Here is a 23,665-nt window from a genome sequence, read left to right on the forward strand (position 1 = left end):
ATAAGGCAAAATCATATCCAAAAAATTTATACTATATTAAAAATTGTTATTTGAATCCCAAGTGATTTCATAAAGTTTATTGATCTTTGTTGGGTGTTTGGCCGGAGCAGCTGGGACAAAAGACTGATGATAAGCTACCGTCAAGTAAACATCATTCGCACTAGCTAGTTGTATGCCTTCAAGTTCTGTATAATAGCCGGGAATTTCCAGCTTGTTTGCACCAGCTAAGTCAACTAATTCCCAAGCCTGAGGATCGACTGCTGCCCAGGGAATTTTAATAATCTTTCTATCCTGACCTAACCTATCATCTGCAAATTGGCTAGAGAGATAGATATCACGGTGATTGCTAATAGCAAAGCCTTGCAGCGAACCAACTAACCCACCATGACCAGAAAAATTGGGCACTTTAAATGCAGCAATGCAATTTATCGTTCTAATATCAACATGTTTGGTTGTAGTTGTAGCGTAATCAAGAGCATTATTAATATCAGTTAGATAATAAAGCGCAAAATAGCCGGTGTAGTCATTATCGCCATAAGCTACTAAAAAGTAGCGCAGATCAGGTGACACAGCGACTTCTACACGTGCAAACTGCTCTCCAGAGCAGCTGATGCCGAAATCTGCTCCTGCATAATTCAAATTTGATAATCGCGGTTGCATTTTGGTATTGGCAGCAATTTTAAAATAATGCGGCATTTTGATACGTGCGACTTGCTTAGACCATGTCGACCAACTTTGATTTAAATCATTTGGTTTGGTACCTATAAACCATTGACCAGATCTGCCGGCAAATTCCAAAGTCTGTGTATGTCCTGCTGCTGAACCGGTTAAATGTAAAACTGGTATTTTTTTATTAAAAACAGCATTAATGTTATTTTGCCCGCGATAAACCAGAGTATCACCCGCAACACGCTGCATAGCATAGAGCTTGCCATCAATGATACTGGTTTTTTGCACTACTACCTGTCGCAAGTCCTGGTCTACTGGTCCAGTGACCCCGTCCCAGTCATCTAAATTAGCTGTTAAAGTGATACTGATATTTTTTGCTAGTCGCATGCCTTCACTGTTAGTCAAAATCTTTTCCTTATAAAAGTCCTTTACAAAAAGCCATTCAAATTATTAAATATAACTATCATTTGGTAATTTACACATACCTATTTTTATTTTGCCCTATAATTAGTGTTAAAGAAAGGAGAGCATCTCTAAATGTTCAAAAAAATTTATACTGCCCTCTTATGTTTGCTTTTCTTTTTTCCTTTTAGCAATACACAAGCATACGCTGCGGAACTCACACCAAGTGAAGCGAGCAAGATAAACAAGCTGCAACAGGAATACGCACAGCTCGATAATACTGCTTTTAACTTTAATAACCTTTATTTAACTAAACCCCATTTTAAAACTAAATTTAAGCAGGGTGTGCTTGTACCCGCATACCTCACTAGTCAATTAGCGTACACAAACTATTACCGCGAATTGTTTGGTTTAAATCCGGTAAATGAAAACTCAGAGGACAATATTGCCGCGCAAAAAACTGCAGCTGTTTTAGCTGCATTAAATGCTAACCCGATGATTAACCAGCATAATTTACCTCATGATAAGCGCCCCAAATTGATTAGCAAAGATACTTGGCAACTTGCCCGTAACACATCTAATCAAGCAAATCTTAATTTCAATACCACTGACCAATCTGCAGGAGAGGTTATCACTGATTTATTGACTGACCGCTATAACTTAGGCGGAGCAGACACCGGTCATCGTGCTTGGCTGCTATCAACGCGCTTAACTACAACCGGTATCGGTGCGGCTTATGGTACGAATGGCTACCGTTATTCTGTGCAAAAAGTATTCAATCCGGTTGACGTTTTCCGCTCTCCGAGCCAAGAAATGGTCACATATCCTAGCGCTGGCGTTTTCCCTATTGAACTTTTAGCAGGTGAAAATATTGCCTGGTCAGTTTATCTTTCTAGCCGTCATTTTGATGGAACGCCAACTATTACTATTACCGATAAAGATAATGGTGAAACTTATCAAGCAAAAAACGTACACAATTATAGTAAGACCGGTTACGGCAACTTTGAAACGATTATTACCTATTATCCTGGATCAATGCCGCTAATAGTTGGCCATGAATATGAAGTAAAAATCACGGGTTTAACCACTTATAGTTTTAAACTGTTTCAACTTCAGGAAAAATCCAGTTCAGCGCAATAATAAAAGCTTCGAAAAATGATATCCTATAACAACCGTGAACTTTCATCACTATATGAGTGAAAGAATTAATTATCAAAAAGTTCCAGCATAAGTTCTTCAATTGCTTTCAAAGTGTCTTGAAAGTTTATCTTTTGGGCATAAGCTTTTTGATGAGTATAATTTTTCCATTTGTCTTGCATTGCCTTACTACTTTTTATGTCATTTAATGTAATTTGCCATAAATAATTTTCCTTATTTACTTTTTCAAAAATTTCATTAAAGCTGTTCCTTGAATTAGCAGTATTTTCTAAAGCAGTTCTAGTTATGGGTAAATTCAGCTTTAGTTTTTTATAATCTGTTTGCTTTCTAAGCTTGTTTAACATATATATGTCATAAAAGTCTTTCATTCGAGTATTGAGAATACTGCGACTAAATACTGTTTCTAGTTTTTGGGCAATGATAGTTTCATTATTATAAGCATAAATTTCTATTGGACTGTTATCGATCAAAGAATTATATTTATATTTGATTTCTTTAGGGGTTATGATATCACCGGTAGAAATATCTATTTTGATATTGGCCCTAGATTTTTTATAAAGAGTGCCCAGTAAATGAACTCGGTACCCAACATATTCAGCTCCTTCATGTATCTTTTGTACATTACCAACTCTTTTAATTTCAATTGGGTCATTTTTACTTGGAATAATATTGCAAATTTCATCAACCATTTTTGTTGCTTCGGAAGAAGTCAAATTTTTTCCTTTAATATCTGTATCAATATCTTCTGTTGTTCTGTTATTAATACCAATTAAACTTGATAACAAAAATCCACCCTTTAGGATTAAATTATTTTTATATTTTGATTTAGCTATTCTTCTTACAAAATCATCTAAAGTAAATTCCTCCAAAATTACCTGTGTAGATGTTTTATTATCTTTTGCAAGTTTACGTATATGAGTTATCATTTGTTGATTATTAGTAAAGTTTCGAAATTTATCATTCATTTTTATAGCAATATTTCTAGGTATTCCTGAACTTTCTTAACAATTTTGAATTTTCTTGCAAAGTACAGCAATTTGGCAATATTTTTATTTGGCTGTTTTAAATATTGCTTATAAGCCTTATTTATTATTTCAGGATCAATGTGGTTTTGTGGACGTAATATTTCTGCCATAGTTCGATCAATAGAATAAACCCTAACATTATTTCCAGCAGGAGTTTTTACTATTTCTATACCCAAATTATACATTTGAGGTACTTGCTGATGGGACACAATTTGTTCTTTTAATTTCGAATTTTTGTATCCTCTCGGAAAGGTAAGATCGATTTTATCTGGGACACGATCACTCAAACCAAATAAATAAAGAGCGGAGTTCAACGAAATTATTCCTTTCTTGAGTCTCAGCTGAATAGTATAAAAAGCATCTTCTAAATGATTTGGGCTGCCATAAATCCCTTTGTCAATTAAAATCAACATGTTGTCTCTAATGTAGCTCTTGATTTGCTGTCCCGAATAGTTTTTCTTTGTAAGTTGTTTTCTAGACAGTACATAATTATTTTGCTTTAACAAATTTTCCAATTCAGATTTATCAGTCATTTCAGTCACATCCTTTTGTCTATATTTTACCCCATCATCAACTATAATGGGGTAAAATATAGATAAAATTAAATAAATAAAAACCATATTTCGAAAGTTAAGCGAAATATGGTTTCTATTTAAAATGAATTAATATCCCTTTTTAGAGAGATAATTATATCTTTAAATAGTTATTTTTAGAACTGAGCACATTTTTAAATGTAATTGGCTACCGCTGCCAATAAGTCATTTTCATTATTGACAATGGTACCATTAAGTTTAATTAGACCCGTAGTATACAAATTAACGTAGTGAAACTGGTTTTCAGCAATCTGGGTCAAAGCCTGCAACTTTTCGTGATTATCAGCGCCCTGCTGGCGTGTATCTGTGTACAAGCCAATTATCGGAATTTCTTTTGCATAAGCTACGCCTATTTCACTGGCAACACCATTATCAATGCTAAGCCCATCAAGCACCGCAATCATTAAATCACTGTTAACCAACTTCTCGGTATCTGCTTGAGCAATCATTTTAGAATCAGCGTAAGCTTGTTTATCATTGATTGACGCGTTTTCTTGGGGCAAATATAAATCAATTGCATCATCTATTTGACGAATTTTAGCAGCCAGTTGCGCATTATAATTAATTTCTGCCTGTGAAAACAGAGCATTAGCAAAATAAATTTTCATTTGAACTTCCTTTGGCAAGCAACGGTAAATTGCTTTTTTGACACCTAAATTACCTAATTATTTGGCGAGCTGATTTCCCACGGAATTGCACTCAGGATATAAAGAATGACACCTGCAATGACAAAATCGAGAAAAATACTACTACCGATCTCTAAGACATAGCCTAATACAGCCAAGCCTTCGACATTAAATATGACAGGAATAATAGCTAATATTCCCGCACTTAGCATTAGCCAAAAGCCAGCCCACATTCCAGATGCGGTAACTTCATGGGTCAGCATTTTTGAATTAAGCAATAACTTCATATCACTAATCAGTGAGTGCAAACTAATAAACGCCATTACTAGTATAATTACGTTAACGATTAACAAAATAAATGCAATATTGCCCCCCAAAGTGATCGTGTTCAGATTAAAAGCATCCTTCACGTCAAAGGGAGCATTATTTGCTTGCTCTTTTAATTTGTGTTGTACTAGTTGCGCATCACTCGAAGAATCCTGGTCAATATTTAATTCAATATCATGCAAAATTTGTTTAGCTAAATTCATGTTATTAAATTTAAACCAAGGAGTACCCAACGTGTAATCAATAATATGATCAGCAATCGGCTGCGTTTGCTTAGTAGTTAACAGGTTGGCACTACCATTTTTATTAGCACCTATTATTTCTGCTAATGTATCAAAATGCTTATTAACCTGCCTAACCACTACAGCTTCGTTACTACTGTTTCTAATCTGTCCCTTCATAAAAAAGGGGTTAAGGAAAGTCGCGGTAATCATGGTTAGCGATACAATCAGAAAGATAATAAAGGACAAAGCTTTTTTATATTGACTGCTTTCTTCCTCGCTCATTCTGTGCAAACCATTGCGCGCGCCATTTGCCATATTCTTCCTTCCTAACAGACAATCTCCTTGTCTTCATCAAACATTGTATCTATTGCATGATGAATGGTCTTAATATCGGTAGATTCAATGATATCATGACCCTCTTTGAGCGCCTTATCAATAGTTTTTCTTGAACTATGCAGAAAACTATACATAAATGATTCTGTACCATAATCTGCTATTTCTTCAGGAGAAACTTCATATTTTTGATTATCATAATAAAGACGACTAATACCGGTCACTACAAAGGCAATCCCCATTCGTACTTCTCTAGGTTCAAAGTCAAGGTGGTCAAATAGTTGTTTTTCTTTTAACCAATCATTGATTGTTTGACTCCAAAAGTCGAGTGATTCATTACTCTTGAATACCTCTGTAATGATCCGCTTAAGACCTTCATCATAAATTCCCAACATTTCAATTGCATAAATAAAGGCTTTGGTGCGAGCACATACTTCGTCCTCTTTAGTAGCACTAAATTTTTGCACTTGCTTGTCTAACGTATTAAGAATGTTGCGGACAACATCTGCAATTAAGCCAGATTTATGTGGATAATAAGATTGCAGCAAGGATTTAGAAATCCCCGATTTTTCTGCAATCATTTGAAACGAAACACTATCCATTCCGTTTTCTCTGATTAAATGAAAAGTATTACTTAAAATAGTACGTCTTCTTTTATAATTTTTACGTCGTGCCATAATGTTTTCTCAGCTCCTATACATTTTGCTTTAATTATACCAATGATATAGAATAAATAAACAAAAAGGCACTGGTATATTATTTGCTTATAGTTTTAACTATTTTAATTACGTACTAAAAGTAAGCTATTTATCATGTGATTATTTCAAGTCACTTTCACTTAATGAATGCATTGAGCGGTCATTATATACATAATTAATTCCCCGCGCTAAAAGCAAATCTACTGAGATACGAACCATTCTATCTGGATAATGGCTGTGTTTAATTGTATCTGTTACTACGATTTGTTCAATTGGCAATTCATTCAGAACTTCTAGTGCATTTTGTGAGAGCAGTGCGTGCGTTGCAGCAACATAAACTTTTTTAGCGCCCGCTGCTAAAACTGATTTGGTTGAAGAAGAAATACGTGAACCGGTGTCAATCAAGTCATCAACAATAATACATTTCTTGTCCTTCACATCACCAATCATGCTGTGTACATCGGCATCGTAACGAGCCCTGCGCTGATCTACAATTGCAATTGGAGCGTCAAAGAATTGCCCAAAATTACGAGCCAGCTTAGCACCAGAATGATCTGGTGAAACAACTACAATATCGTCTTCTTCCTTAGTAGCAATACCGTTATCAATAAAGTATTGCGCTAATAACGGCATAGCATGTAAGTGGTCAACCGGAACATTGTAAAAACCTTGAATTTGTGAAGCATGTAAATCCAATACGATTAAGTGATCCATACCGGTAATTTGCAATAAATTAGCTACCAATTTAGCAGTAATTGGTTCCCGCGAACGTGTTTTCGTATCTGAGCGCGAGTATGCTAAATATGGCACTACTACGTTTATCCGGTGAGCAGAAGCACGGTGTAAAGCATCTAAAACAATTTCCAGTTCCATAAAGTTTTCATTTACAGGGTCTTGAATTGATTGAATAACGAAAACGTCGCATCCCCTGACACTTTCACCAATATTGACTTGAATTTCGCCATCACTGAAATGCTGCACAGCAGTTTCGATTAGTGGCTTTTTCAAAATTTGCGCAATTTTTTCATTTAAAGCGGGATTTCCGCCTAACCCAATCAGCTTCATTGGGTGCATTAACTGAAGAAGTTCTTCCTTGTTCATAGCTACCTCGTTTATTTAAAATACAATCTTTGCATGTCTATTATAACCAAAAAAGTCCCTAGTGCCTAGCAAAGTAATAAATTGAAAAAAGCCGAAAATAGTTTTCGGCTTTCTTCATTCAAGTTTCTCTTTTAAATTTTAGTAATCTATTTAAAAAAGTCTTCCATTAAGTTCAATAATTTAAAGCTCTTAACGGCATAACTGTCGTGCTTTTGTCTAGGCATAACCAAAAGCTGACCTTGAGGGATAATTTGGCTGTACCATCTAACGTGTTCAACTTTAACCCAGTCTTTTTCTCCTACAACACAATAGGTTGGAATTTTGATTGCCTTCAAGCTATCGACCGACATAAAACTTTCTGACAGTTCTACCTTACTATCGCGGTTCATCCGCAAGAAACGCAGAAACCCTTCAGTCAAATAATGATATGACCTAATACCGTTGCCATTGACAAAAACACCGGCTACCATCAATTTTTGAAACACAGTCTGATCTTGACTGGCAAGCATCATTGCCACCAATCCACCGGCATCAAAGCCAAAGCAATAGCACCCTCTAATATTTACCTGATTAATAAAAGCAGACAAATCTTCAACTTCTGTTTGATAGTGTTCTGCTGCTTCTCCCTGGCTCAATCCGTGCCCTCTCATGTCCAGTACATAAACAGTGTAATAAAGAGATAGCGGGGCAACAATCTGGTCAAACATGCCACCATCTAAATGGTGCCCATGCAGTAACAAAAGCGGGGCACCTTTACCTAATTTACTATAATAAAGCTCATTACCATTAACTTTTACTCTCATCTCTGGTCTCTTTCACTAGCCTCTATTAACTTTTGTTCAGAACCATTTTCTTTTCTATGCTCTTGCCATAGACTACGGACAATAATTTTAGCAACAATATAATTTGCTTTAAAATTATCAGGTATCATTTTTAAGTTGAAGTGATGAACCATACTGTCTTTACGCTGCCAGTAATGGTAGATAGGAGTGCTATCGCAGTAAAAGCCCTCGGTCAACGCCAAGTATTGTACGTTAAAAATCTGATCCTCCATAAAAGCTAAGTCTTTCATGAAATGCAAATGATTTTGCCGTACAACCGATAACTTATAGCCCTTGTTCCAAGTATAACCCTTTACTGGGGTAGCTAGGCAATGATTATCACATAAAGAGCCAAAAGGATTGCTGATTAACTGGTATGTTCGTGCTTTGCCTTTCATTCCCCGTACTTGTTTTTTAGTTACAGGAACTGAACCTTGTTTATTTTCATAATCAAGCCAAAAGCCACAAGAAACCATCGCTGCATCAGGATGATCGTGAAACGCACGGACAAAAAAGGCAGTATAACCGGAATCAACCCAGTCGTCACCATCATGAAATGTAAAATAAGGCGTATCAACATTGGCAATGCCCACATTGCGGGCATCAGACAAGCCGCCATTATGTTTATTAATTATTTTAAAGTAACGGAAGCGTTCACGATAGCTTTCAGCTATTTTTCTGGTATTATCCGTTGAACCGTCATTGACAATTAACAATTTGAAATTCGGATCATCTTGTTTAGCTAAATGGTCAAGAGCCCGAGTTAAATATTTTTCAACATTGTAAATTGGCATGATAACTGTTAATTCAGGTTGCTGAATCATAGTTTCCTCCTTTACTTTTGTTATTATACCATCTTAAATCTTAAAAATAACGTAAACTAGGTGGTACATAACCATAATTTAAACTTTTGTTTTAAGTATTTAGTATAATTAGGTTCATTCAAAAGGAGTTAATTATTATATGAAAAAAGCAAAAACTTTTTTAACTATTATTACCATGTTATTTTTAAGTACAATTGTCTGCGGTGCCTTTGAACAGACGGTTAAAGCAGACGACTTACCTGTTATTTGTTTGGGAACATCCCTGACTGAAACTCAAAAAAGCGGTACTTTAAAAACGCTTAGCAATCCACTAAGCGGCAGCAGCTATCAAACTATGACTATCACAGGTGCCGATCTAGTAAAGTATCTCAACCCTTCTGGTGCTAATTTCACGACCCAATCGGGCGTCTGGTCCAGTGCTATGATCGAAAAAACAGCTGCAGGTAATGGTATTAACGTCCACATTCTCGATTATAACGGGCACAACAACATTACTACCATTACTGCCGACCAATATAAAAATGCGGCTTTGACTGCGGGCATCTCTGATGCCAATATCTACGTTACCAGCGCTGTGCCGATTGACGGCTCTGGTGCTTTAGCCGGTGTTTACGCTGCTTATAGTAAAACTGGCGAAAACTTAAATCAAAGTCAAGTTAATGCTGCTCAAGATGAAATGAACACTTTAAGCAAAATCACTAAAGAAAATAAGGATAAAGACGGCTATAGCGATGCCCAATTAAACAATGCCGTTGCCGGTGCCAAACAGGAAATGGGCCAAATCGGTAACAACGTTTCCGATAGTCAAATTCATGACATTGTTACCAACCAAATCAACATCAACCATCTTGGTGACGTGATTAATAATAACCAGAAGCAACAGATTATTAACGTTCTCATTGAAGTACGCGACTCTGGTGCCTTAAAAAATCACAAATTTAAAGATCAGGCAGATGCACTTTCAAAAAACATTAAAAAGAATGCCAAAGGCATTTTTGATAAGATCAATACACCAGAAAACCGTAACTGGCTTGAACAAATTTGGCATAATATCACTGCATTCTTCAGTCACCTTTTCAGTGGCTTAATGGCTATTCAATATTAACTAATTACATTTGATCCATAAACTTATTTAAAGTTTGGTCAACAAATTCATTACCGCGATTATTAGCATGCCCTTTAGTCCATTCAAATTTGGTCTGAGTAAATTTACTTAATAGTTGGTCAAGTTCTTGCCAGCAGCTAAGATTGGCAATTGCTCCCGGAGTAGACTTAGTCCAGCCACGCTTTTTCCAACCTTTAAGCCAGCCTTTGGTGATTGGATTTAAAACATACTGGGAATCAAGCACAAACAATAACGGCTTGTCATTGAAACCCAATTCCAGTAATTTTTTAAGGGCTTCAATCAGAGCTGTCAATTCCATTTTATTATTGGTGGCACCAAACTCACCATTTGAATTATAAGTTGACTTAGGCTGACCATTTTCATGCCACTCAATTAAATAGGCCCAAGCCGCCTTGTCTGTTTGACGCACATGACCACCTTTGAAATTGCCGGTATTGCGCGTGCCGCCATCAGTATAAATCGTGGCAAAATAGTTGCTTGCAGCTTTGTTTATTGCCGCAGATTTTGGCGCCTGCTCGGAACTTGCAGCAGTTTCATTGCTACTATTAATTTTTCGGCTTTCTCTTTGGATCTTGGCAATTGCTTCTTGTAAAGTGTCTTCCCCTTTTTGAAATACCTGATTAACTGTTTCTTTGTCCCAGTTTAAGTATTCTGTGGCGTCGGTTATTTTGGCAAAAGATTTAAACTCAGCACCAGAAAAACCATTAACTTGTTTTTTGGCTTCCTCCCACGTGCGATAAACGCCTGGTTGGCGGCCCTTTTTGACTGCGTAAAATTTCATATGTTCCCCTATCACTAAATTCTTCTGTCAATGCTAAAATAGAAGTAGTTCTATTTTTAAGGTGGTATTATGTTCTTCAATACTAAAAAATACAAGGAAGAAGTAGAGAAAAACCACAAGCGCGACCTCGCAAAAGAACCAAGTAAGATTAGCATGCTTTTCCTTGCTATTTTAGCAACTTTTGCACCCACTCGCGTTTTCTTACGACTGCATAAAAAAAGAATAGAAGATAATGCCACGGTTGAACCAAAAGAAGGCAACTTTGAGCAGATACCCATTATTTACTTTCACGGGTTTCGTGGCGGTGACTACACTACAAGGGTAATGGTTAAACAGGCACTTGCCGATAAAGGGTCTGCGAAATATCTTAAAGTTACCGCAGATTTGTTTGGTAACTTTAAGTTGGAAGGTACTTGGACCGGAGATCGCAATCCGATTGTACAAGTGGTTTTTCGGCAGAGATTGATCGGAGTGTATGCAATCGACTATTATCTCCGTTTTACCCTACCCTTTTTAGCTCAAAGGTACCACTTTTCACACTATTCGGCAATTGCCCACTCTCTGGCTTGCCCTTGTATAGTGCGGACAGAAATGCGTGAATATCGTAAAAAGAATTTTCCCCATCTGGTAAAATGTGCTTTTATTGCCGGACCGTTTGACGGGGTAGTTTATTTAGGAGATATTCCCAATGTGAACGCCTTTAACCAAAAAGGTCGTCCAGCTGTAGTAAATTTGCATTATCTTTACCTCTTATTAAGACGCAAACGGTTCAATCCCAACATTTCTGTGTTAAATATTTACGGCAATGTCTTAGATAACACAAACAGCGACAAGTTTATCTCCGTAACTTCTGCTAAGAGCATCCGTTATATTTTGGCTCCGTATGCTAAGTCATACCATGAAGTTGAAATACGAGGGCAAAAATACGCCGAACACAGCTGGATGCATGATAATCCGTTTGTGATTGATATTATTGATAAATTTATTGGTCTTAAAAAGTAACTTAATTTTTGGAGGAAATACGTGTGATTCTGCTCCGTGACATAGGACGCATCATCATTATTACTAATACTATCTTAGCCTTTTACATCGTCTTTCACAGAAGGCGCTCTGTTTCAACAACTTGGGCTTGGTTGATTATCCTGCTGGTTTTTCCAGTTTTAGGAATGATTATTTACGGCTTTTTTGGGCGGGGAATTTCGCAGGAAAATATTTTTGCGATTAACAAACAGCACCACATTGGTCTGCGCAACGTTCAAAAGTCCATTACTGCGGCCCCCAAAAAGATCAGCACCTCTGACACCTCTAATAAGGCCAAGATGGTAGTACATTTTTTTGACCATGATGGTGAATCACCTTTAAGTAAAAACAATCACGTTAAGCTCTACACCGATGGTGAAATCATGTTTCACGACATGATGCGTGATATTAAAAACGCCAAGCAATCGGTGAACGTGGAGTTTTACACTTTTTATAATGATGAAATTGGCAATGACTTTCTTGATTTACTAATTAAAAAAGCCCAAGAAGGTGTGTCTGTGCGCTTACTCTATGATGCTTGGGGTTCTATGGGAGCAACTAAAGCCTGGTTTGACCAATTAAGAAAAGCAGGCGGCGTTGTGCTACCCTTTATTACTTCGCGCAATATGATTACACGGTACCGGATTAACTACCACCTGCACCGTAAAATTGTCGTAGTAGACGGTAAAACCTCTTGGACTGGCGGCTTTAATATCGGTGATCAGTATTTAAGCAGAAAAAAGAAATTTGGCTACTGGCGTGATAGTCAAGTCAGAATTGTTGGTTCAGCGTCATTATTACTGCAAGAACGTTTTGTCATGGATTGGAATGCCTCTATTCAAAAAGAGAATCAAGTAATCACATTTAACACTATTTTGTTCCCAAATTTGGATGAAAACGACATTCATCGTGGTGACGTGGCAACCCAAATAGTTTCAGACGGGCCAGACAGTTATAATGCAAATATGCGCAATGGGATTATGCGGCTCATGTCGCTGGCTAAAAAAAGGGTTTGGATTCAAACGCCCTACCTAATTCCAGACGATGCGATGTTTGCGACTTTACAGACCATTGCGCGCTCAGGAGTAGATCTCAGAATTATGATTCCTTGTAAACCGGATCACCCCTTCATTTACCGGGCAACGCAGTGGTACGCTAACGAACTATCCCGTTATGGTATCAAAATTTACATTTATAACAAGGGATTTATCCATGCCAAAACCATAGTAGTTGACGATACTTTCTCTACGGTCGGATCTATGAACCAAGATTACCGCTCATACGATCTCAATTTTGAAGATGTTGCCGTTTTTTATGATAAAAATTTCACGCTTGAGGTTGCCAAATCATTTGAAGATGATATGAAAGTTTCATCACTACTAACCCCAGAAGATATTGCCAAACAAGGTCGCTGGCTTAAGATTTTGCAGAGCTTTTCACGGATGCTCTCACCAATTTTATAATAAACAAAAAGCCTTCCATATTGCGCATAGAAGTCACACTTTCTTAACTAAATTAAGCTTTTCTTTTGTTACATATTTCATAATATTTTTAAAATTTTTAGCAGTATAATAATACTAAAATTTAGTTTGTATGAGAGGCTTAAAAAATGAAAAAATTAGTCAGAGACAAAATTCCAGAATTTGCACATTATGCGACTTATCGTGAACTGGCACCTGCAGAAATTGAGCCGGCTTTAAAGCAGAAATTAATTGAAGAAACTAATGAGGTTCTTGCTGCTAAAACCGAAGAAAACCTTGTTGAAGAACTGGGTGATGTTTATGAGGTGATCTTGGCTTATCTTAAATTCAAAAATGTTGACCAAGAGACCTTTTTAAAGCAAGTTAATAAGAAACGCGCCCTTAAAGGCGGCTTCAGTAAATTTTTGGAAATGAACTGGGAAGAATAATTTGCCATCAAAAAAGACCACGCTAGCCGCGTGATCTTAAAAGATATCCTGTACTTCAATGCGGATATCATGATGAATATGATTTTTTAGTGCTTCAATAATTTGAGCTACACCATAAGAAAAGCGTAAATAATATTGTTTATTCTTCTGGGTGGTCAAGATACAAATTACCTGTTTTTTATTAGGATTAGGTACTTTGATTAGAGTCACCATTACCACATCCGCGTATGAAATGGTGCGGCGAAAGTAGCCCGACACAACAGCCCTTTTGGGAGCGAACCCCGTAAAGCCGTCTATAATTCCAATCATTAAAAAGATAGCTAAAAAGAAACTCAGTCCCGGATCACTTTTTTCAATCAGTTGCCAAGTAAAGCCAATCCAAATAAAAATTATTGCCCAAATAATTGAAGAGGAGCGATAATGCCCTTTTAAATCAATGTTTGCCTGCCAGTACCAACTATAGCAAGTATAGCCTAAAAGCAGGGCATCTAAAATAAGATAAAAAATTACCATAGAATTCTCCTCACATTTGTTCATTCTCATTATAACAGACTGGGGCGTTTTGGTTGGATAAAGTAAATGTAACTACATAGTTTTTTAAAATTAATTCAGCAAATTATTTAATAGCTAGCTCTTAAAAGAGATTCCAGTTTACGTAAAAAACAATTTTAACACATTAAAAGCTTAAAGCCCGCTAAATAAGCGGCTCTAAGCTTTTTTTATTTGATCAACTTCAATATGCTTTTTGGCAAATTGAGCTAAAAGTTCTTCATCTTGAGAATCGGTAATTAATTGATCAATTTTGTCTGCGGCACAACAAATAAAATTGCTGTACAAGCCCAATTTATCACTAGTAGCCAAGGCAATAACGTTATCAGCAACATCAATCATTTTCTTTTTGACCTGTGCTTCTTGTTGACTATGAAATGATATGCCGTTATCAGGATCCAAATTATGAATACCGATAACATAGGTATCAATTCTAAACGTCCTCAAGGCATCAAGTGCTTCTACTCCCAAACTGACAGCTGCCCTTTTGGCAAAAATACCGCCCAAAGTAATGATATTAACATTTCTTTTATTTGATAGCTGAATTGCTACATAAGGCGAATTAGTAATAAACGTAGCAGCAAAATTTTCGGGTATAGCTTGTGCTAAATAATAATTAGTTGTACTGCCATCAATTAATATAACCGTGTCTTCACGCAAAAAAGACAAGGCTTTTTGGGCCAACTGCTTTTTAATCTCGGTTTTAATCGTTAAGCGCTGTTCAAAAGTAGTTACAGGAGGTCCTATGCGGATGGCCCCATTATAAATTCTTTTAATTAGCCCCTTTTGATCCAGCTCCCGTAGATCACGGCGGATAGTATCTTCTGAGCAGTTAAACTTAGCCACCAATTCAGCTGTAGTAACGTGTTTGTGAAAATTAATTGCCTGAATAATCAGGTTTTGGCGCTCTTTTTTTAACATTAGGCATCCCTAGTTTACGTTTAACGTGTTATCTTCACTAATTTTAACATATTTTCTTTTTACTAACTTGTTTCAATTTTAGCAGCAAAAATGAGCTTCTTTTAGCACATTTTTGCATATTTATGCAATTTATTTGAACAAACATGCAAAAATATATTGATTTTTGCATAAATCGCATATAGAATACAGGTGGTTAATGAAAGCGGTATCTATTTTGACCGCAATATATAGAAAAGGAGATACAGATTATGACTCAACAATGGGTTAATTTAGAAGGTAAAGTAGCAATCGTTACTGGAGGCAGTATGGGGCTTGGTGAAGCAATGGTTAATGAATTAGCCGCAAATGGGGCTCAAGTAATTTCACTAGACGTTGCCGCAAATGACGCACATAAAAATCAGGCAAACGTTGCAACAATGACTTGTGACGTCTCACATCAAAAAGAAGTGGCAGCGGTTGTCAAACAAATTGTCGACCAATACGGTCACATTGATGTCTTAGTTAATAACGCGGGAGTTAGCAGACCACGTATGTTAGTCGATTATTACGGCACGCATCCCGAATATGAACTTAGTGAAGATGACTTTGACTTCATGACCAATATCAATCAAAAAGGCGTTGTTTTCTGTGCCCAAGCTGTTGCACGAGTAATGATTAAGCAAAAAGCAGGCGTGATCATTAACATGTCTTCTGAAGCAGGTTTAGAGGGATCTAAAGGTCAGAGCTGTTATTCAGGAAACAAGGCAGCAGTCGCAGTTTACACCAAAGCCTGGGCCAAAGAACTAGGTCAATTTAATATCAGAGTAGTTGCTGTGGCACCCGGTGTTAATGAGCGTACGCCAATGAATAATGACGCAGCCTTCAAAGCCTTGGCTTACACCAGAGGACAGGATCCTAATAATATCAGTTCAGACTACAAAGCGATTATTCCTTTGGGTCGTCCCGGAAAAATCAGTGAGATTGCTGATTTAATTACATATTTATCTTCCGACCATGCTTCCTATATTTCTGGCACCACCATTAACATTACAGGAGCTAAATCCACTAGATAGGAGGTGGAGATTATGAACCAAAATAGCAATAGTTCAACCGTTTTAACCAAAATCAGACGTTTTGGCGGCATTATGAGTGCAATGGTCATGCCCAACCTGGGCGCTTTTGTTGGTTGGGGGCTGATGGCTGCTCTTTTCATTCCGCATGGCTGGATGCCTAACAAGGAATTAAATCAGCTGATCGCACCAATCTTGGACTACGTTTTTCCTTTATTAATAGCTTATACGGCAGGATATAACATTCACGGACAAAGAGGCGGCGTCATCGGGCTTTTTGCCAGCATGGGCGTTATTGTGGGTTCAAATATCACAATGATTAGTGGTGCGATGGTTATTGCTCCACTAGCAGCTTGGACATTGAAAAAGTTTGACCATGCCGTCGAAAACAAAATCAGACCCGGTTTTGAAATGCTGGTAAATAATTTCAGTTTAGGTATTATCGGGGCATTTTATTGTATTTTAGCGTTTATCACGGTTGGCCCCGCAATTAGGGGTTTAATTGCAATGATTACAGCAGGTGTTAACTGGGCCACTAAGAATAAGGTAATTCCGTTATTGTCTGTCTTTATGGCTCCCGCACAAGTTTTATTTTTAAATAATGTTGTTAATCACGGAATTTTAGCTCCTATCGGTTTTGCACAAGCAGCTAAAGCCGGAAAATCAATTATGTTCTTAGTCGATAGTAACTGCGGACCACTTCTTGGCACTCTGCTCTCAATCTCGATCTTTGGCAAGGGTAAGGCAAAAAATACTGCACCTATGGCAATGTTTATTGCTGGTATCGCTGGAATTGGTGAAGTCTACTTTCCATTTGTGCTGGGAAACCCAATCATGATTTTTGCCACAATGGGTGGTTTGGCAGTTTCCCTTTATCTGCAAGTTATTTTTGGTGGCGGTCTAATCGGTGTAGCCTCACCCGGCAGTTTAATCAATATAGCAATTATGACTCCACGTGATGCTATTTTCGCTAATCTAGTTTCAATTGTTGCGGGTTTCCTTGTAGCTGCAGCAATTGGTACGTTTTTACTGAAGGTCTTCCCACCAAAAGAAGATGTTGACCCCACTTTATCCTTCACGGTTGACGATCATGAAGTTAAAACTACAGATGATTTTGTTGTTAAGCCTGCAAAAGGCAAAATTAAGAAAATTATTGTTGCCTGCGATTCCGGAATGGGTTCCAGTGCAATGGGTGCTTCTGTCTTAAAGTTATTATTGCAAAAAGAAAATTTAACGGGCATTCAGGTTAAAAATTCTTCTGCCAACAAAATTGATCAAGATGCGGATCTGGTAGTTACACTTGATTCTCTAATTGACCGGGCTAAAGCAAGCAGTAATAACCCGGATACCACTTTTATTCCAATCAATAACTTTCTAAAAGATACTAATTATAAAGAAGTAATTGAATTTGTTAAAAAGCAAAATAGCAGCGGTACAGCAGACGCTCCCGCTGAGGAGCAGGCCAAAAAGCCAGAACTTGATCCTCAAATCTTAAACGTTAACAATATCCGTCTTAATCAAAAATTTGCCAGTGTTGATGATGCCATTAGAGCATCGGGACAAATATTAGTTGATAACGGCTACGTTACACCAGATTATATCGATCAAATGATTGAAAGAAATCAAGATTTGCCGGTATATATCGGTAACCACGTTGCCGTACCCCATGGTCTTGAAGACACACGGGGTGCAATTAAGAAAACAGGAATATCAATCATTCAAGTTCCTGACGGAGTCAAGTTTGGTAAAAATGAAATTGCTTATGTCCTTTTGGGATTGGCCGGCGAAGGCGATGATCATCTCAATATTCTGAAAGTGATTTCTCAGACTTTAATGGATGAAGCAAATGTAGAAAAAATCAGGACTGCCAAAAGTCCTGAGGAAATTTTAGCAGTATTTGAATAAAAAATTTTATCGGAGGGTTATTTTAAACATGAAAAATGTAATAATTGTTGGTGCAGGTCGTTTGGGTAAAGGCTTTATGGGAGAAACATTTTATAATGCCGGGTGGAAAATTACTTTCTTAGATAATGATCCCCGCGTTATTCAGGAATTGAACCGGACCCATACCTATGAAGTAAGTGTTCACACTACCAAACGCGTCTTCACGAATACTATTAAAAATTATGACGCCTACCTGGTAGACGATTACGAGCATGTATTAAAGGCTTTTTTAAAGGCAGATTTATTGATGCTGCCCCTCTATCCGAGTGATTTTCCCGCAGCGGCAAATGAATTAGCCGTTTACTTTAACCAACAATTTAAAGTTGATCCCACTGCAAAAAAGACTCTAATTTGCCTGACTAATAAAAACCATTTGATTAACCAAATAACCCAAGACTTCCGCAGTCACTTGGCTGATGACGAAGTAAAAAACTGGTTTGATCAAAACGTGGTAATAAGAGACTCAATCGTTCGCCGTTCAACCGATGCGGATTCAAATTATGCGACCAAGTTAGTAACAACAGCTGTAGCTTCCCTTATTATCCAAGGTCCCGTATACTCAGATTTTAGCGATGTTAAGTGGCTTGATGTGCGTGACAATGTAGAAATGTTAAAAGATATCAAAGTTTTCACTATTAATGGTCCCCATGCTACTACTGCCTATGAAGGCTACCTGCAAGGATATGATGATATTGCAAAAGCTGAAACAGACGAGAAAGTCCACCAGCTGGTTCAGGGTGTCCATGACGAAACAATAGAAGCAGTGCTGTATGAATATCCGGTAACACGTGATCAAATTCGGGAACTGGAATATTTACCGGCTGCTAAGGACGAAATGTCAGATTCAATTTATCGTGTAGGCTTTGATCCTATCCGTAAAGTTGGTAAAAATGACCGCTTAATGGGCGTAATCAATCTGTGTGAAAAATATCATCTGCCTTATAACGCCCATGTAAAAGCATTAGCAGCAGCATTTGCCTATGACGAGCCTCGTGATTCTCAAGCGATGAAAATTCAAGCAGACATCGAAGAAATGGGTATCACCAAGACTATTTCCAAGTATATTGAACGACCAACCACTAATACTGTGGTGCAACAAATTGCTGCGGAATACGACAAGATTAAAAAGCAGAGGTAAGAATATATGTTCAAAGCTGTTATTTTTGATATGGATGGCGTGTTAATTGATAGTGAACCATTGCAGTTAAAACGCCAAAAAGAATACTTGGACTATTTAGGTGTTGCCGTTCCCGACCAGGAACTCATCAAAATGGTTGGCGGAAATAAGAAAATGTACTTTGATATTATTTCAAAATACTATTCTGGTGAACCTAATTACCGTGCCTATTATCAAAAATTTCAACAATACTTTAAGGACCGCCCAATTAACTACCGGAAATTATTAAATCCTGATGCAATTCCGCTATTAAAGTGGCTGCAAAAGCAAGGGTTAAAACTTGCCTTGGCGTCTTCTGGAGCTCCAGAAAAAATCAAGACTGTACTGACGCAGTGTCAGCTAACACAATTTTTTGACCCGGTGATCAGTGGCAATATGTTCAAGCAATCAAAACCCAACCCTGAAATTTATAATACTGTGGCAGCCAAACTAGGCTTAGAAAATAAGCAATGCGTTGTGATTGAAGATTCGGATTATGGCATTGCGGCTGGTAAAAATGCCGGAATGTTCACTATTGCCCTAAAAGAGGAACGCTTTCCCTTTTCCCAAGCTGCAGCAGATTATTTAGTTGATTCGCTTTCTGACGTTAAGCATGTACTGGCAGATAAAATTTAAGGAGCAGCATTTCTTTACCAAATATTCACAAAATAAATAAAATATTACTTGAATTTTTATTGAAATTATTGTTAAATTACTATTAAATTAAATGCAGTGAAAAAGACGAGTAAATAATTTATTTCTTTAAGTGAAACAGTGATAGTGGAAAACTGTTAGACCCTGAATTATTGAAAAACACTTTTAGCAGCACGCTGAAATTTACGTGAAAGTAGGTTGTGTCGTCTCCAGTACGTTACCACGCTGGTGGAGCATGTTAGTGCTTCATGAGTTGGCCCTTATTTGGGGCAATTAAGGTGGTACCGCGGAAAAAGCCTTTCGTCCTTGTTTTATTAAAAACGGGATGGAGGCTTTTTCTTTTCCTTAAAATCATAGGAGGTCAACACAATGACTTTAATTTTACCTGCAGGTTATCACCCTACTCTTACCATTCGTGACACTGAAGCTGCGATTGTTTTCATTCGTGAAGAATTTCAAAAGATTTTGGCTAAAAAATTAAACTTACAACGGATGTCTGCCCCGCTGTTCGTTGAAAAACATACTGGTTTAAACGATAACTTAAATGGCGTTGAACGTCCCGTTGCTTTTGATGCGAAGGACTTACCGGCAGATGATACAGTTGAAATCGTCCATTCCCTTGCTAAATGGAAAAGAATGGCACTGAAAAAATACGGCTTTAACATGCACGAAGGTCTATATACCAACATGAACGCCATTCGCCGCGATGAAGACTTAGACAATTTCCACTCAATTTATGTTGATCAATGGGATTGGGAAAAAATTATTGCTAAGGAGGAAAGAACGGAAGAAACCCTTAAAAATACTGTTACTAAAATTTTTGCTGCAATTAAAGAGATTGAAGCTGGCTGTGCTTTCCGCTACCCTGCCTCTACTTATCGTTTACCAGAAAAACTTTACTTTATCACTACACAGGAATTAGAAGACCGCTGGCCAGACATCAGTCCTGAAGAAAGAGAAAACAAGATTGCCGCGGAAGAAAAGGCAGTCTTTATTATGAAAGTTGGCGACAAGCTGAAGAAAAGCGGCAAACCTCATGATGGTCGAGCACCAGATTATGATGACTGGCAACTAAACGGCGATCTGATTTTCTGGTATGAACCTTTAAAGCAAAAAATCGAGATTTCTTCAATGGGTATTCGCGTTAGTCCTGAAAGTTTGCACGCACAATTAAAAAAGGCTGATTGCCTTGAACGCGAAAAGCTGGAATTTCACCGGATGCTGCTTGACGGGGAATTGCCTTATACCATTGGTGGTGGTATTGGACAATCACGGTTATGTATGCTTTTGCTGGGCAAAGCTCACATTGGAGAAGTTCAAGCCAGCGTTTGGCCGCATGACATGATTACCAAGTGCCAAGAGCACGGTATCCAAATTCTTTAATAAACAAAAACCATGCTGTCAATAACTGATGGTATGGTTTTATTGCAATAACCCTATATGTTAGACAAAATCTTGTAGTAAACTAGCAGTAGCAGAACTAGTTTTAAGAAAGGCAAAATTATGATTGATTCTAACAAGATAACTGAGTTAAAAAATGATATTGATCAGGCGCGCCACGTTACTTTTTTGACCGGTGCGGGAGTATCGACCCATTCAGGTATTCCCGATTACCGCTCTAAAAACGGCATTTATGACGGCGTCTCTGAAAGTCCAGAAACAATATTGAGCGAAGAAACTCTTTATCAGCGCCCTGACTTTTTCTACAAGTTCGTCATGGATAATATGTACTTCCCTGACGCCAAGCCAAACGAAATCCACGAAAAAATTGCTGCTATCTGCAACGAAAAAGGCGATTTAATCACCCAAAATGTTGACGGCTTAGATACCAAAGCGGGTAATAAACACGTGACTGAATTTCACGGCTGTCTCTATAATATCTACTGCACTAAATGTCACAAAGCTGTTGACTACGCTGAATATGCTAAGTCCTACCGTCATGAAAATTGCGGCGGTATTATCAGACCAGGAATTGTTTTATACGGTGAAGCAATTAACGGCGACAGTTTAGCCAAATCTGTCAACGCAATGCAAAATTCTGATCTCGTAATTATTTCAGGCACCAGTTTTGTTGTGTATCCATTTGCCCAATTATTATCATATAGACAAGCCGGCGCCAAAGTTTGGGCAATTAATAAAACAGCTATTCCGGCAGAAGGAATTTCTGCTATTATTGCGGATGCACTAGATGTTTTTAAACAGCTTTAATTTAATTTTTTAAAAAAGCCTTTAAGCTATTTGAATTGCTTGTTTTCAGCATCCTAATTTTAACCATTGCTTTTCACTTTTTGCGTACTAAAAGAAAAGTCAAAAACTATAGTCTTTGTTCAACATATTCTTTGAGCACAACTGCCTGGTTGTGTTCTTTGTTTTTAGCACCATAAAGAAAAAGGACATCTTGTTCGGCAAGCTTGGCTTTAACCTGATCAACAAAAGCTGTGGTCGCTGGATTATGCTCCAATTCAGCAATGTACTTTTGCCTAAACTCAGGATATTTAGTATCATCGTGATTGAACCACTTACGTAATTTAGTGCTGGGACCAATTTCTTTGACCCACTCATCCAAATTAGCATCTTTTTTGCTTTTGCCTCGTGGCCACAGACGGTCAACTAAAATGCGGTAGCCAGCAGGCTGCTCATGTTCGTAAATGCGCACTACTTTTATTTTTGTCATGATAATATCTCCTTTTAGTTTAAGTTTACTACACGGAAGAAAAATGAATTATTCAACTTATTTTACTAATAAACCAACTGCTGCTATTACTAAAGACTTAATCGGCAGACCATTAACATATAATGATGGTCAGAATATAATGGGTGGCTATATTGTGGAGGCTGAAGCATATTTAGGGGTCAAAGACAAGGCAGCACATTCTTACGGCGGTCATCGCAGCCCAGCTAATGAAGGTCTTTATCGCAAAGGCGGAACCATTTATATTTACGCTCAAAGACAGTACTTCTTTTTCGATGTCGCAACGCAAGAATATAATGAGCCGCAAGGAGTTTTAATCAGGGCTATCGAACCAGTCTGGGGTATAGAGCAGATGATTAAAAACCGAGCCGGCAAAAATGGTGTGCTTTTAACTAATGGTCCTGCTAAAATGATGCAGGCTTTTGGCATTCATGATAAAAAATGGAATTTACACTTCTTAACTGCTTCCCCTTTTAAAATTGACTTGGATAACAGTCACAAAAAACTGGCTAAGGAAATTAAAACCAGTGCCAGAATTGGTGTTAGTCAATCTGAATTAGAATGGGCTAACAAAAAATTACGTTATTATGTTGCCGGTAATCCCTATGTTTCTAGAATGAAAAAGAGCGCTTATCAGACAGATAACGGCTGGCGGTAAGAGCAGCTTGCAGAAGTCTTTTAAAATAGTAAAAGAAAATAAATGAGATAATTATAAAATATTTTTTAAATAAAATTATTGACAAGTCACTCTTAATAGCCTATTATTTTTCTAAGTTAAATAATTTCCAATGCAATAGAGGTCGCGGTTGTTACGAAACTAATCTGAGTGAGCGAACACTTTGAAGGTTAGCGTAAGAATTACCGCCGAAACAAGAATGTTGTTCGTTTCAATCTTCTTGTTGGGCTGCAAGAGAATATTTTGCAGACTGTCCCGGTTAGTCCCCGGGGAGCGCTATATGATTTGTTCTAATAATAGATTATAACCTCGTTGTTTTGTGTAACAGCGAGTTTTTTATTTACGCTTTTATTGTGTTGGCTTTATTTGAAACATATTTTGTGGAGG

25 protein-coding genes, 1 riboswitch and 1 other annotated feature are annotated in these 23,665 nt (G+C 37.5%); of the genes, 12 read left to right on the forward strand and 13 right to left on the reverse strand.

Going from position 1 to position 23,665, the window contains the following annotated elements; genetic code table 11:
• Nucleotides 1–36: 36 nt before the first annotated feature.
• Nucleotides 37–1,074, reverse strand: a complete 1,038-nt coding sequence (locus H3T47_RS00865; protein WP_233335798.1) for a helveticin J family class III bacteriocin — start codon at nt 1,072–1,074, stop codon at nt 37–39.
• 132 nt (nt 1,075–1,206) lie between these two features.
• On the opposite strand from H3T47_RS00865, the gene H3T47_RS00870 reads away from it, so the two are divergent.
• Nucleotides 1,207–2,211, forward strand: a complete 1,005-nt coding sequence (locus H3T47_RS00870; protein WP_199282228.1) for a CAP domain-containing protein — start codon at nt 1,207–1,209, stop codon at nt 2,209–2,211.
• A gap of 65 nt (nt 2,212–2,276) precedes the next feature.
• Here the strand turns inward: H3T47_RS00870 and H3T47_RS00875 are convergent, their stop codons facing one another.
• From H3T47_RS00875 to H3T47_RS00910, 8 genes are all read right to left on the reverse strand, one after another.
• Nucleotides 2,277–3,194 carry a nucleotidyl transferase AbiEii/AbiGii toxin family protein gene (locus H3T47_RS00875; protein WP_199282229.1) on the reverse strand — a complete coding sequence of 306 codons (918 nt, stop codon included), beginning with the start codon at nt 3,192–3,194 and terminating at the stop codon, nt 2,277–2,279.
• Nucleotides 3,195–3,196: 2 nt separating this feature from the next.
• Nucleotides 3,197–3,787, reverse strand: a complete 591-nt coding sequence (locus H3T47_RS00880; protein WP_233335799.1) for a hypothetical protein — start codon at nt 3,785–3,787, stop codon at nt 3,197–3,199.
• A 194-nt stretch (nt 3,788–3,981) separates the two neighbouring features.
• Nucleotides 3,982–4,455 (reverse strand): nucleoside 2-deoxyribosyltransferase, encoded by a 474-nt coding sequence (locus tag H3T47_RS00885; RefSeq protein ID WP_109917926.1) that lies wholly within the window; start codon nt 4,453–4,455, stop codon nt 3,982–3,984.
• 53 nt (nt 4,456–4,508) lie between these two features.
• Nucleotides 4,509–5,339: a hypothetical protein gene (locus H3T47_RS00890; RefSeq protein ID WP_187159316.1), complete on the reverse strand. Its 831-nt coding sequence runs from the start codon at nt 5,337–5,339 to the stop codon at nt 4,509–4,511.
• A gap of 11 nt (nt 5,340–5,350) precedes the next feature.
• Nucleotides 5,351–6,034: a TetR/AcrR family transcriptional regulator gene (locus tag H3T47_RS00895; protein WP_046326612.1), complete on the reverse strand. Its 684-nt coding sequence runs from the start codon at nt 6,032–6,034 to the stop codon at nt 5,351–5,353.
• 141 nt (nt 6,035–6,175) lie between these two features.
• Nucleotides 6,176–7,156 (reverse strand): ribose-phosphate pyrophosphokinase, encoded by a 981-nt coding sequence (locus H3T47_RS00900; RefSeq protein WP_046326611.1) that lies wholly within the window; start codon nt 7,154–7,156, stop codon nt 6,176–6,178.
• Between the two features lie 146 nt (nt 7,157–7,302).
• A complete protein-coding gene (locus tag H3T47_RS00905; protein ID WP_038520869.1) occupies nt 7,303–7,959 on the reverse strand; it encodes an alpha/beta fold hydrolase in 657 nt (218 codons plus the stop codon).
• The gene (locus H3T47_RS00910) at nt 7,956–8,801 is read right to left on the reverse strand and encodes a glycosyltransferase family A protein (protein ID WP_046326610.1); all 846 of its coding nucleotides are present in this window, start codon (nt 8,799–8,801) and stop codon (nt 7,956–7,958) included. The genes H3T47_RS00905 and H3T47_RS00910 overlap by 4 nt, the downstream gene beginning before the upstream one ends.
• Nucleotides 8,802–8,940: 139 nt before the next feature.
• Here H3T47_RS00910 and H3T47_RS00915 point away from each other — a divergent pair, with 139 nt between their 5' ends.
• Nucleotides 8,941–9,906, forward strand: coding sequence for a DUF1002 domain-containing protein (locus tag H3T47_RS00915; RefSeq protein WP_199282230.1), 966 nt, complete (start codon nt 8,941–8,943; stop codon nt 9,904–9,906).
• 4 nt (nt 9,907–9,910) lie between these two features.
• On the opposite strand, the gene H3T47_RS00920 is transcribed toward H3T47_RS00915, so the two are convergent.
• Nucleotides 9,911–10,708, reverse strand: coding sequence for a ribonuclease H family protein (locus H3T47_RS00920; protein ID WP_199282231.1), 798 nt, complete (start codon nt 10,706–10,708; stop codon nt 9,911–9,913).
• A gap of 69 nt (nt 10,709–10,777) precedes the next feature.
• Here H3T47_RS00920 and H3T47_RS00925 point away from each other — a divergent pair, with 69 nt between their 5' ends.
• The 3 genes from H3T47_RS00925 to H3T47_RS00935 all read left to right on the forward strand — a co-directional run bounded on the left by H3T47_RS00925 (nt 10,778) and on the right by H3T47_RS00935 (nt 13,637).
• Complete coding sequence (locus H3T47_RS00925; RefSeq protein WP_199282232.1) at nt 10,778–11,710, forward strand: alpha/beta hydrolase; 933 nt, start codon at nt 10,778–10,780, stop codon at nt 11,708–11,710.
• Between the two features lie 17 nt (nt 11,711–11,727).
• Entirely contained in the window at nt 11,728–13,191 is a 1,464-nt protein-coding gene (gene cls, locus H3T47_RS00930) for a cardiolipin synthase (protein ID WP_370567553.1), read from the forward strand.
• A gap of 146 nt (nt 13,192–13,337) precedes the next feature.
• Nucleotides 13,338–13,637: a nucleoside triphosphate pyrophosphohydrolase gene (locus tag H3T47_RS00935; protein WP_038520849.1), complete on the forward strand. Its 300-nt coding sequence runs from the start codon at nt 13,338–13,340 to the stop codon at nt 13,635–13,637.
• 36 nt (nt 13,638–13,673) lie between these two features.
• Here the strand turns inward: H3T47_RS00935 and H3T47_RS00940 are convergent, their stop codons facing one another.
• Nucleotides 13,674–14,150 (reverse strand): hypothetical protein, encoded by a 477-nt coding sequence (locus H3T47_RS00940; RefSeq protein ID WP_038520846.1) that lies wholly within the window; start codon nt 14,148–14,150, stop codon nt 13,674–13,676.
• 195 nt (nt 14,151–14,345) lie between these two features.
• Entirely contained in the window at nt 14,346–15,107 is a 762-nt protein-coding gene (locus H3T47_RS00945) for a DeoR/GlpR family DNA-binding transcription regulator (protein ID WP_199282234.1), read from the reverse strand.
• Nucleotides 15,108–15,355: 248 nt separating this feature from the next.
• Here H3T47_RS00945 and H3T47_RS00950 point away from each other — a divergent pair, with 248 nt between their 5' ends.
• The 6 genes from H3T47_RS00950 to H3T47_RS00975 all read left to right on the forward strand — a co-directional run bounded on the left by H3T47_RS00950 (nt 15,356) and on the right by H3T47_RS00975 (nt 22,118).
• Nucleotides 15,356–16,159 carry a sorbitol-6-phosphate dehydrogenase subunit gene (locus H3T47_RS00950; RefSeq protein ID WP_199282235.1) on the forward strand — a complete coding sequence of 268 codons (804 nt, stop codon included), beginning with the start codon at nt 15,356–15,358 and terminating at the stop codon, nt 16,157–16,159.
• A gap of 12 nt (nt 16,160–16,171) precedes the next feature.
• Nucleotides 16,172–18,061 (forward strand): PTS mannitol transporter subunit IICBA, encoded by a 1,890-nt coding sequence (locus H3T47_RS00955; protein WP_199282236.1) that lies wholly within the window; start codon nt 16,172–16,174, stop codon nt 18,059–18,061.
• Nucleotides 18,062–18,089: 28 nt separating this feature from the next.
• Complete coding sequence (locus tag H3T47_RS00960) at nt 18,090–19,238, forward strand: mannitol dehydrogenase (RefSeq protein ID WP_199282237.1); 1,149 nt, start codon at nt 18,090–18,092, stop codon at nt 19,236–19,238.
• Nucleotides 19,239–19,244: 6 nt separating this feature from the next.
• The gene (locus H3T47_RS00965; protein ID WP_199282238.1) at nt 19,245–19,892 is read left to right on the forward strand and encodes an HAD family phosphatase; all 648 of its coding nucleotides are present in this window, start codon (nt 19,245–19,247) and stop codon (nt 19,890–19,892) included.
• A gap of 87 nt (nt 19,893–19,979) precedes the next feature.
• Nucleotides 19,980–20,221, forward strand: a binding site (T-box leader).
• Nucleotides 20,222–20,279: 58 nt separating this feature from the next.
• Nucleotides 20,280–21,293 carry an aspartate--ammonia ligase gene (gene asnA, locus H3T47_RS00970; RefSeq protein WP_038520831.1) on the forward strand — a complete coding sequence of 338 codons (1,014 nt, stop codon included), beginning with the start codon at nt 20,280–20,282 and terminating at the stop codon, nt 21,291–21,293.
• Between the two features lie 120 nt (nt 21,294–21,413).
• Nucleotides 21,414–22,118: an NAD-dependent protein deacylase gene (locus tag H3T47_RS00975; protein WP_187159307.1), complete on the forward strand. Its 705-nt coding sequence runs from the start codon at nt 21,414–21,416 to the stop codon at nt 22,116–22,118.
• 106 nt (nt 22,119–22,224) lie between these two features.
• Here H3T47_RS00975 and H3T47_RS00980 read toward each other — a convergent pair whose 3' ends face one another.
• A complete protein-coding gene (locus H3T47_RS00980; protein WP_199282239.1) occupies nt 22,225–22,584 on the reverse strand; it encodes a DUF488 domain-containing protein in 360 nt (119 codons plus the stop codon).
• A 43-nt stretch (nt 22,585–22,627) separates the two neighbouring features.
• On the opposite strand from H3T47_RS00980, the gene H3T47_RS00985 reads away from it, so the two are divergent.
• Nucleotides 22,628–23,260 (forward strand): DNA-3-methyladenine glycosylase, encoded by a 633-nt coding sequence (locus H3T47_RS00985; RefSeq protein ID WP_199282240.1) that lies wholly within the window; start codon nt 22,628–22,630, stop codon nt 23,258–23,260.
• A gap of 128 nt (nt 23,261–23,388) precedes the next feature.
• A riboswitch (Lysine riboswitch) is annotated at nt 23,389–23,565 on the forward strand.
• Nucleotides 23,566–23,665: the final 100 nt, after the last annotated feature.

It is taken from the genome of Lactobacillus sp. W8093, from assembly GCF_016100925.1.
GTDB lineage: Bacteria > Bacillota > Bacilli > Lactobacillales > Lactobacillaceae > Lactobacillus > Lactobacillus helsingborgensis.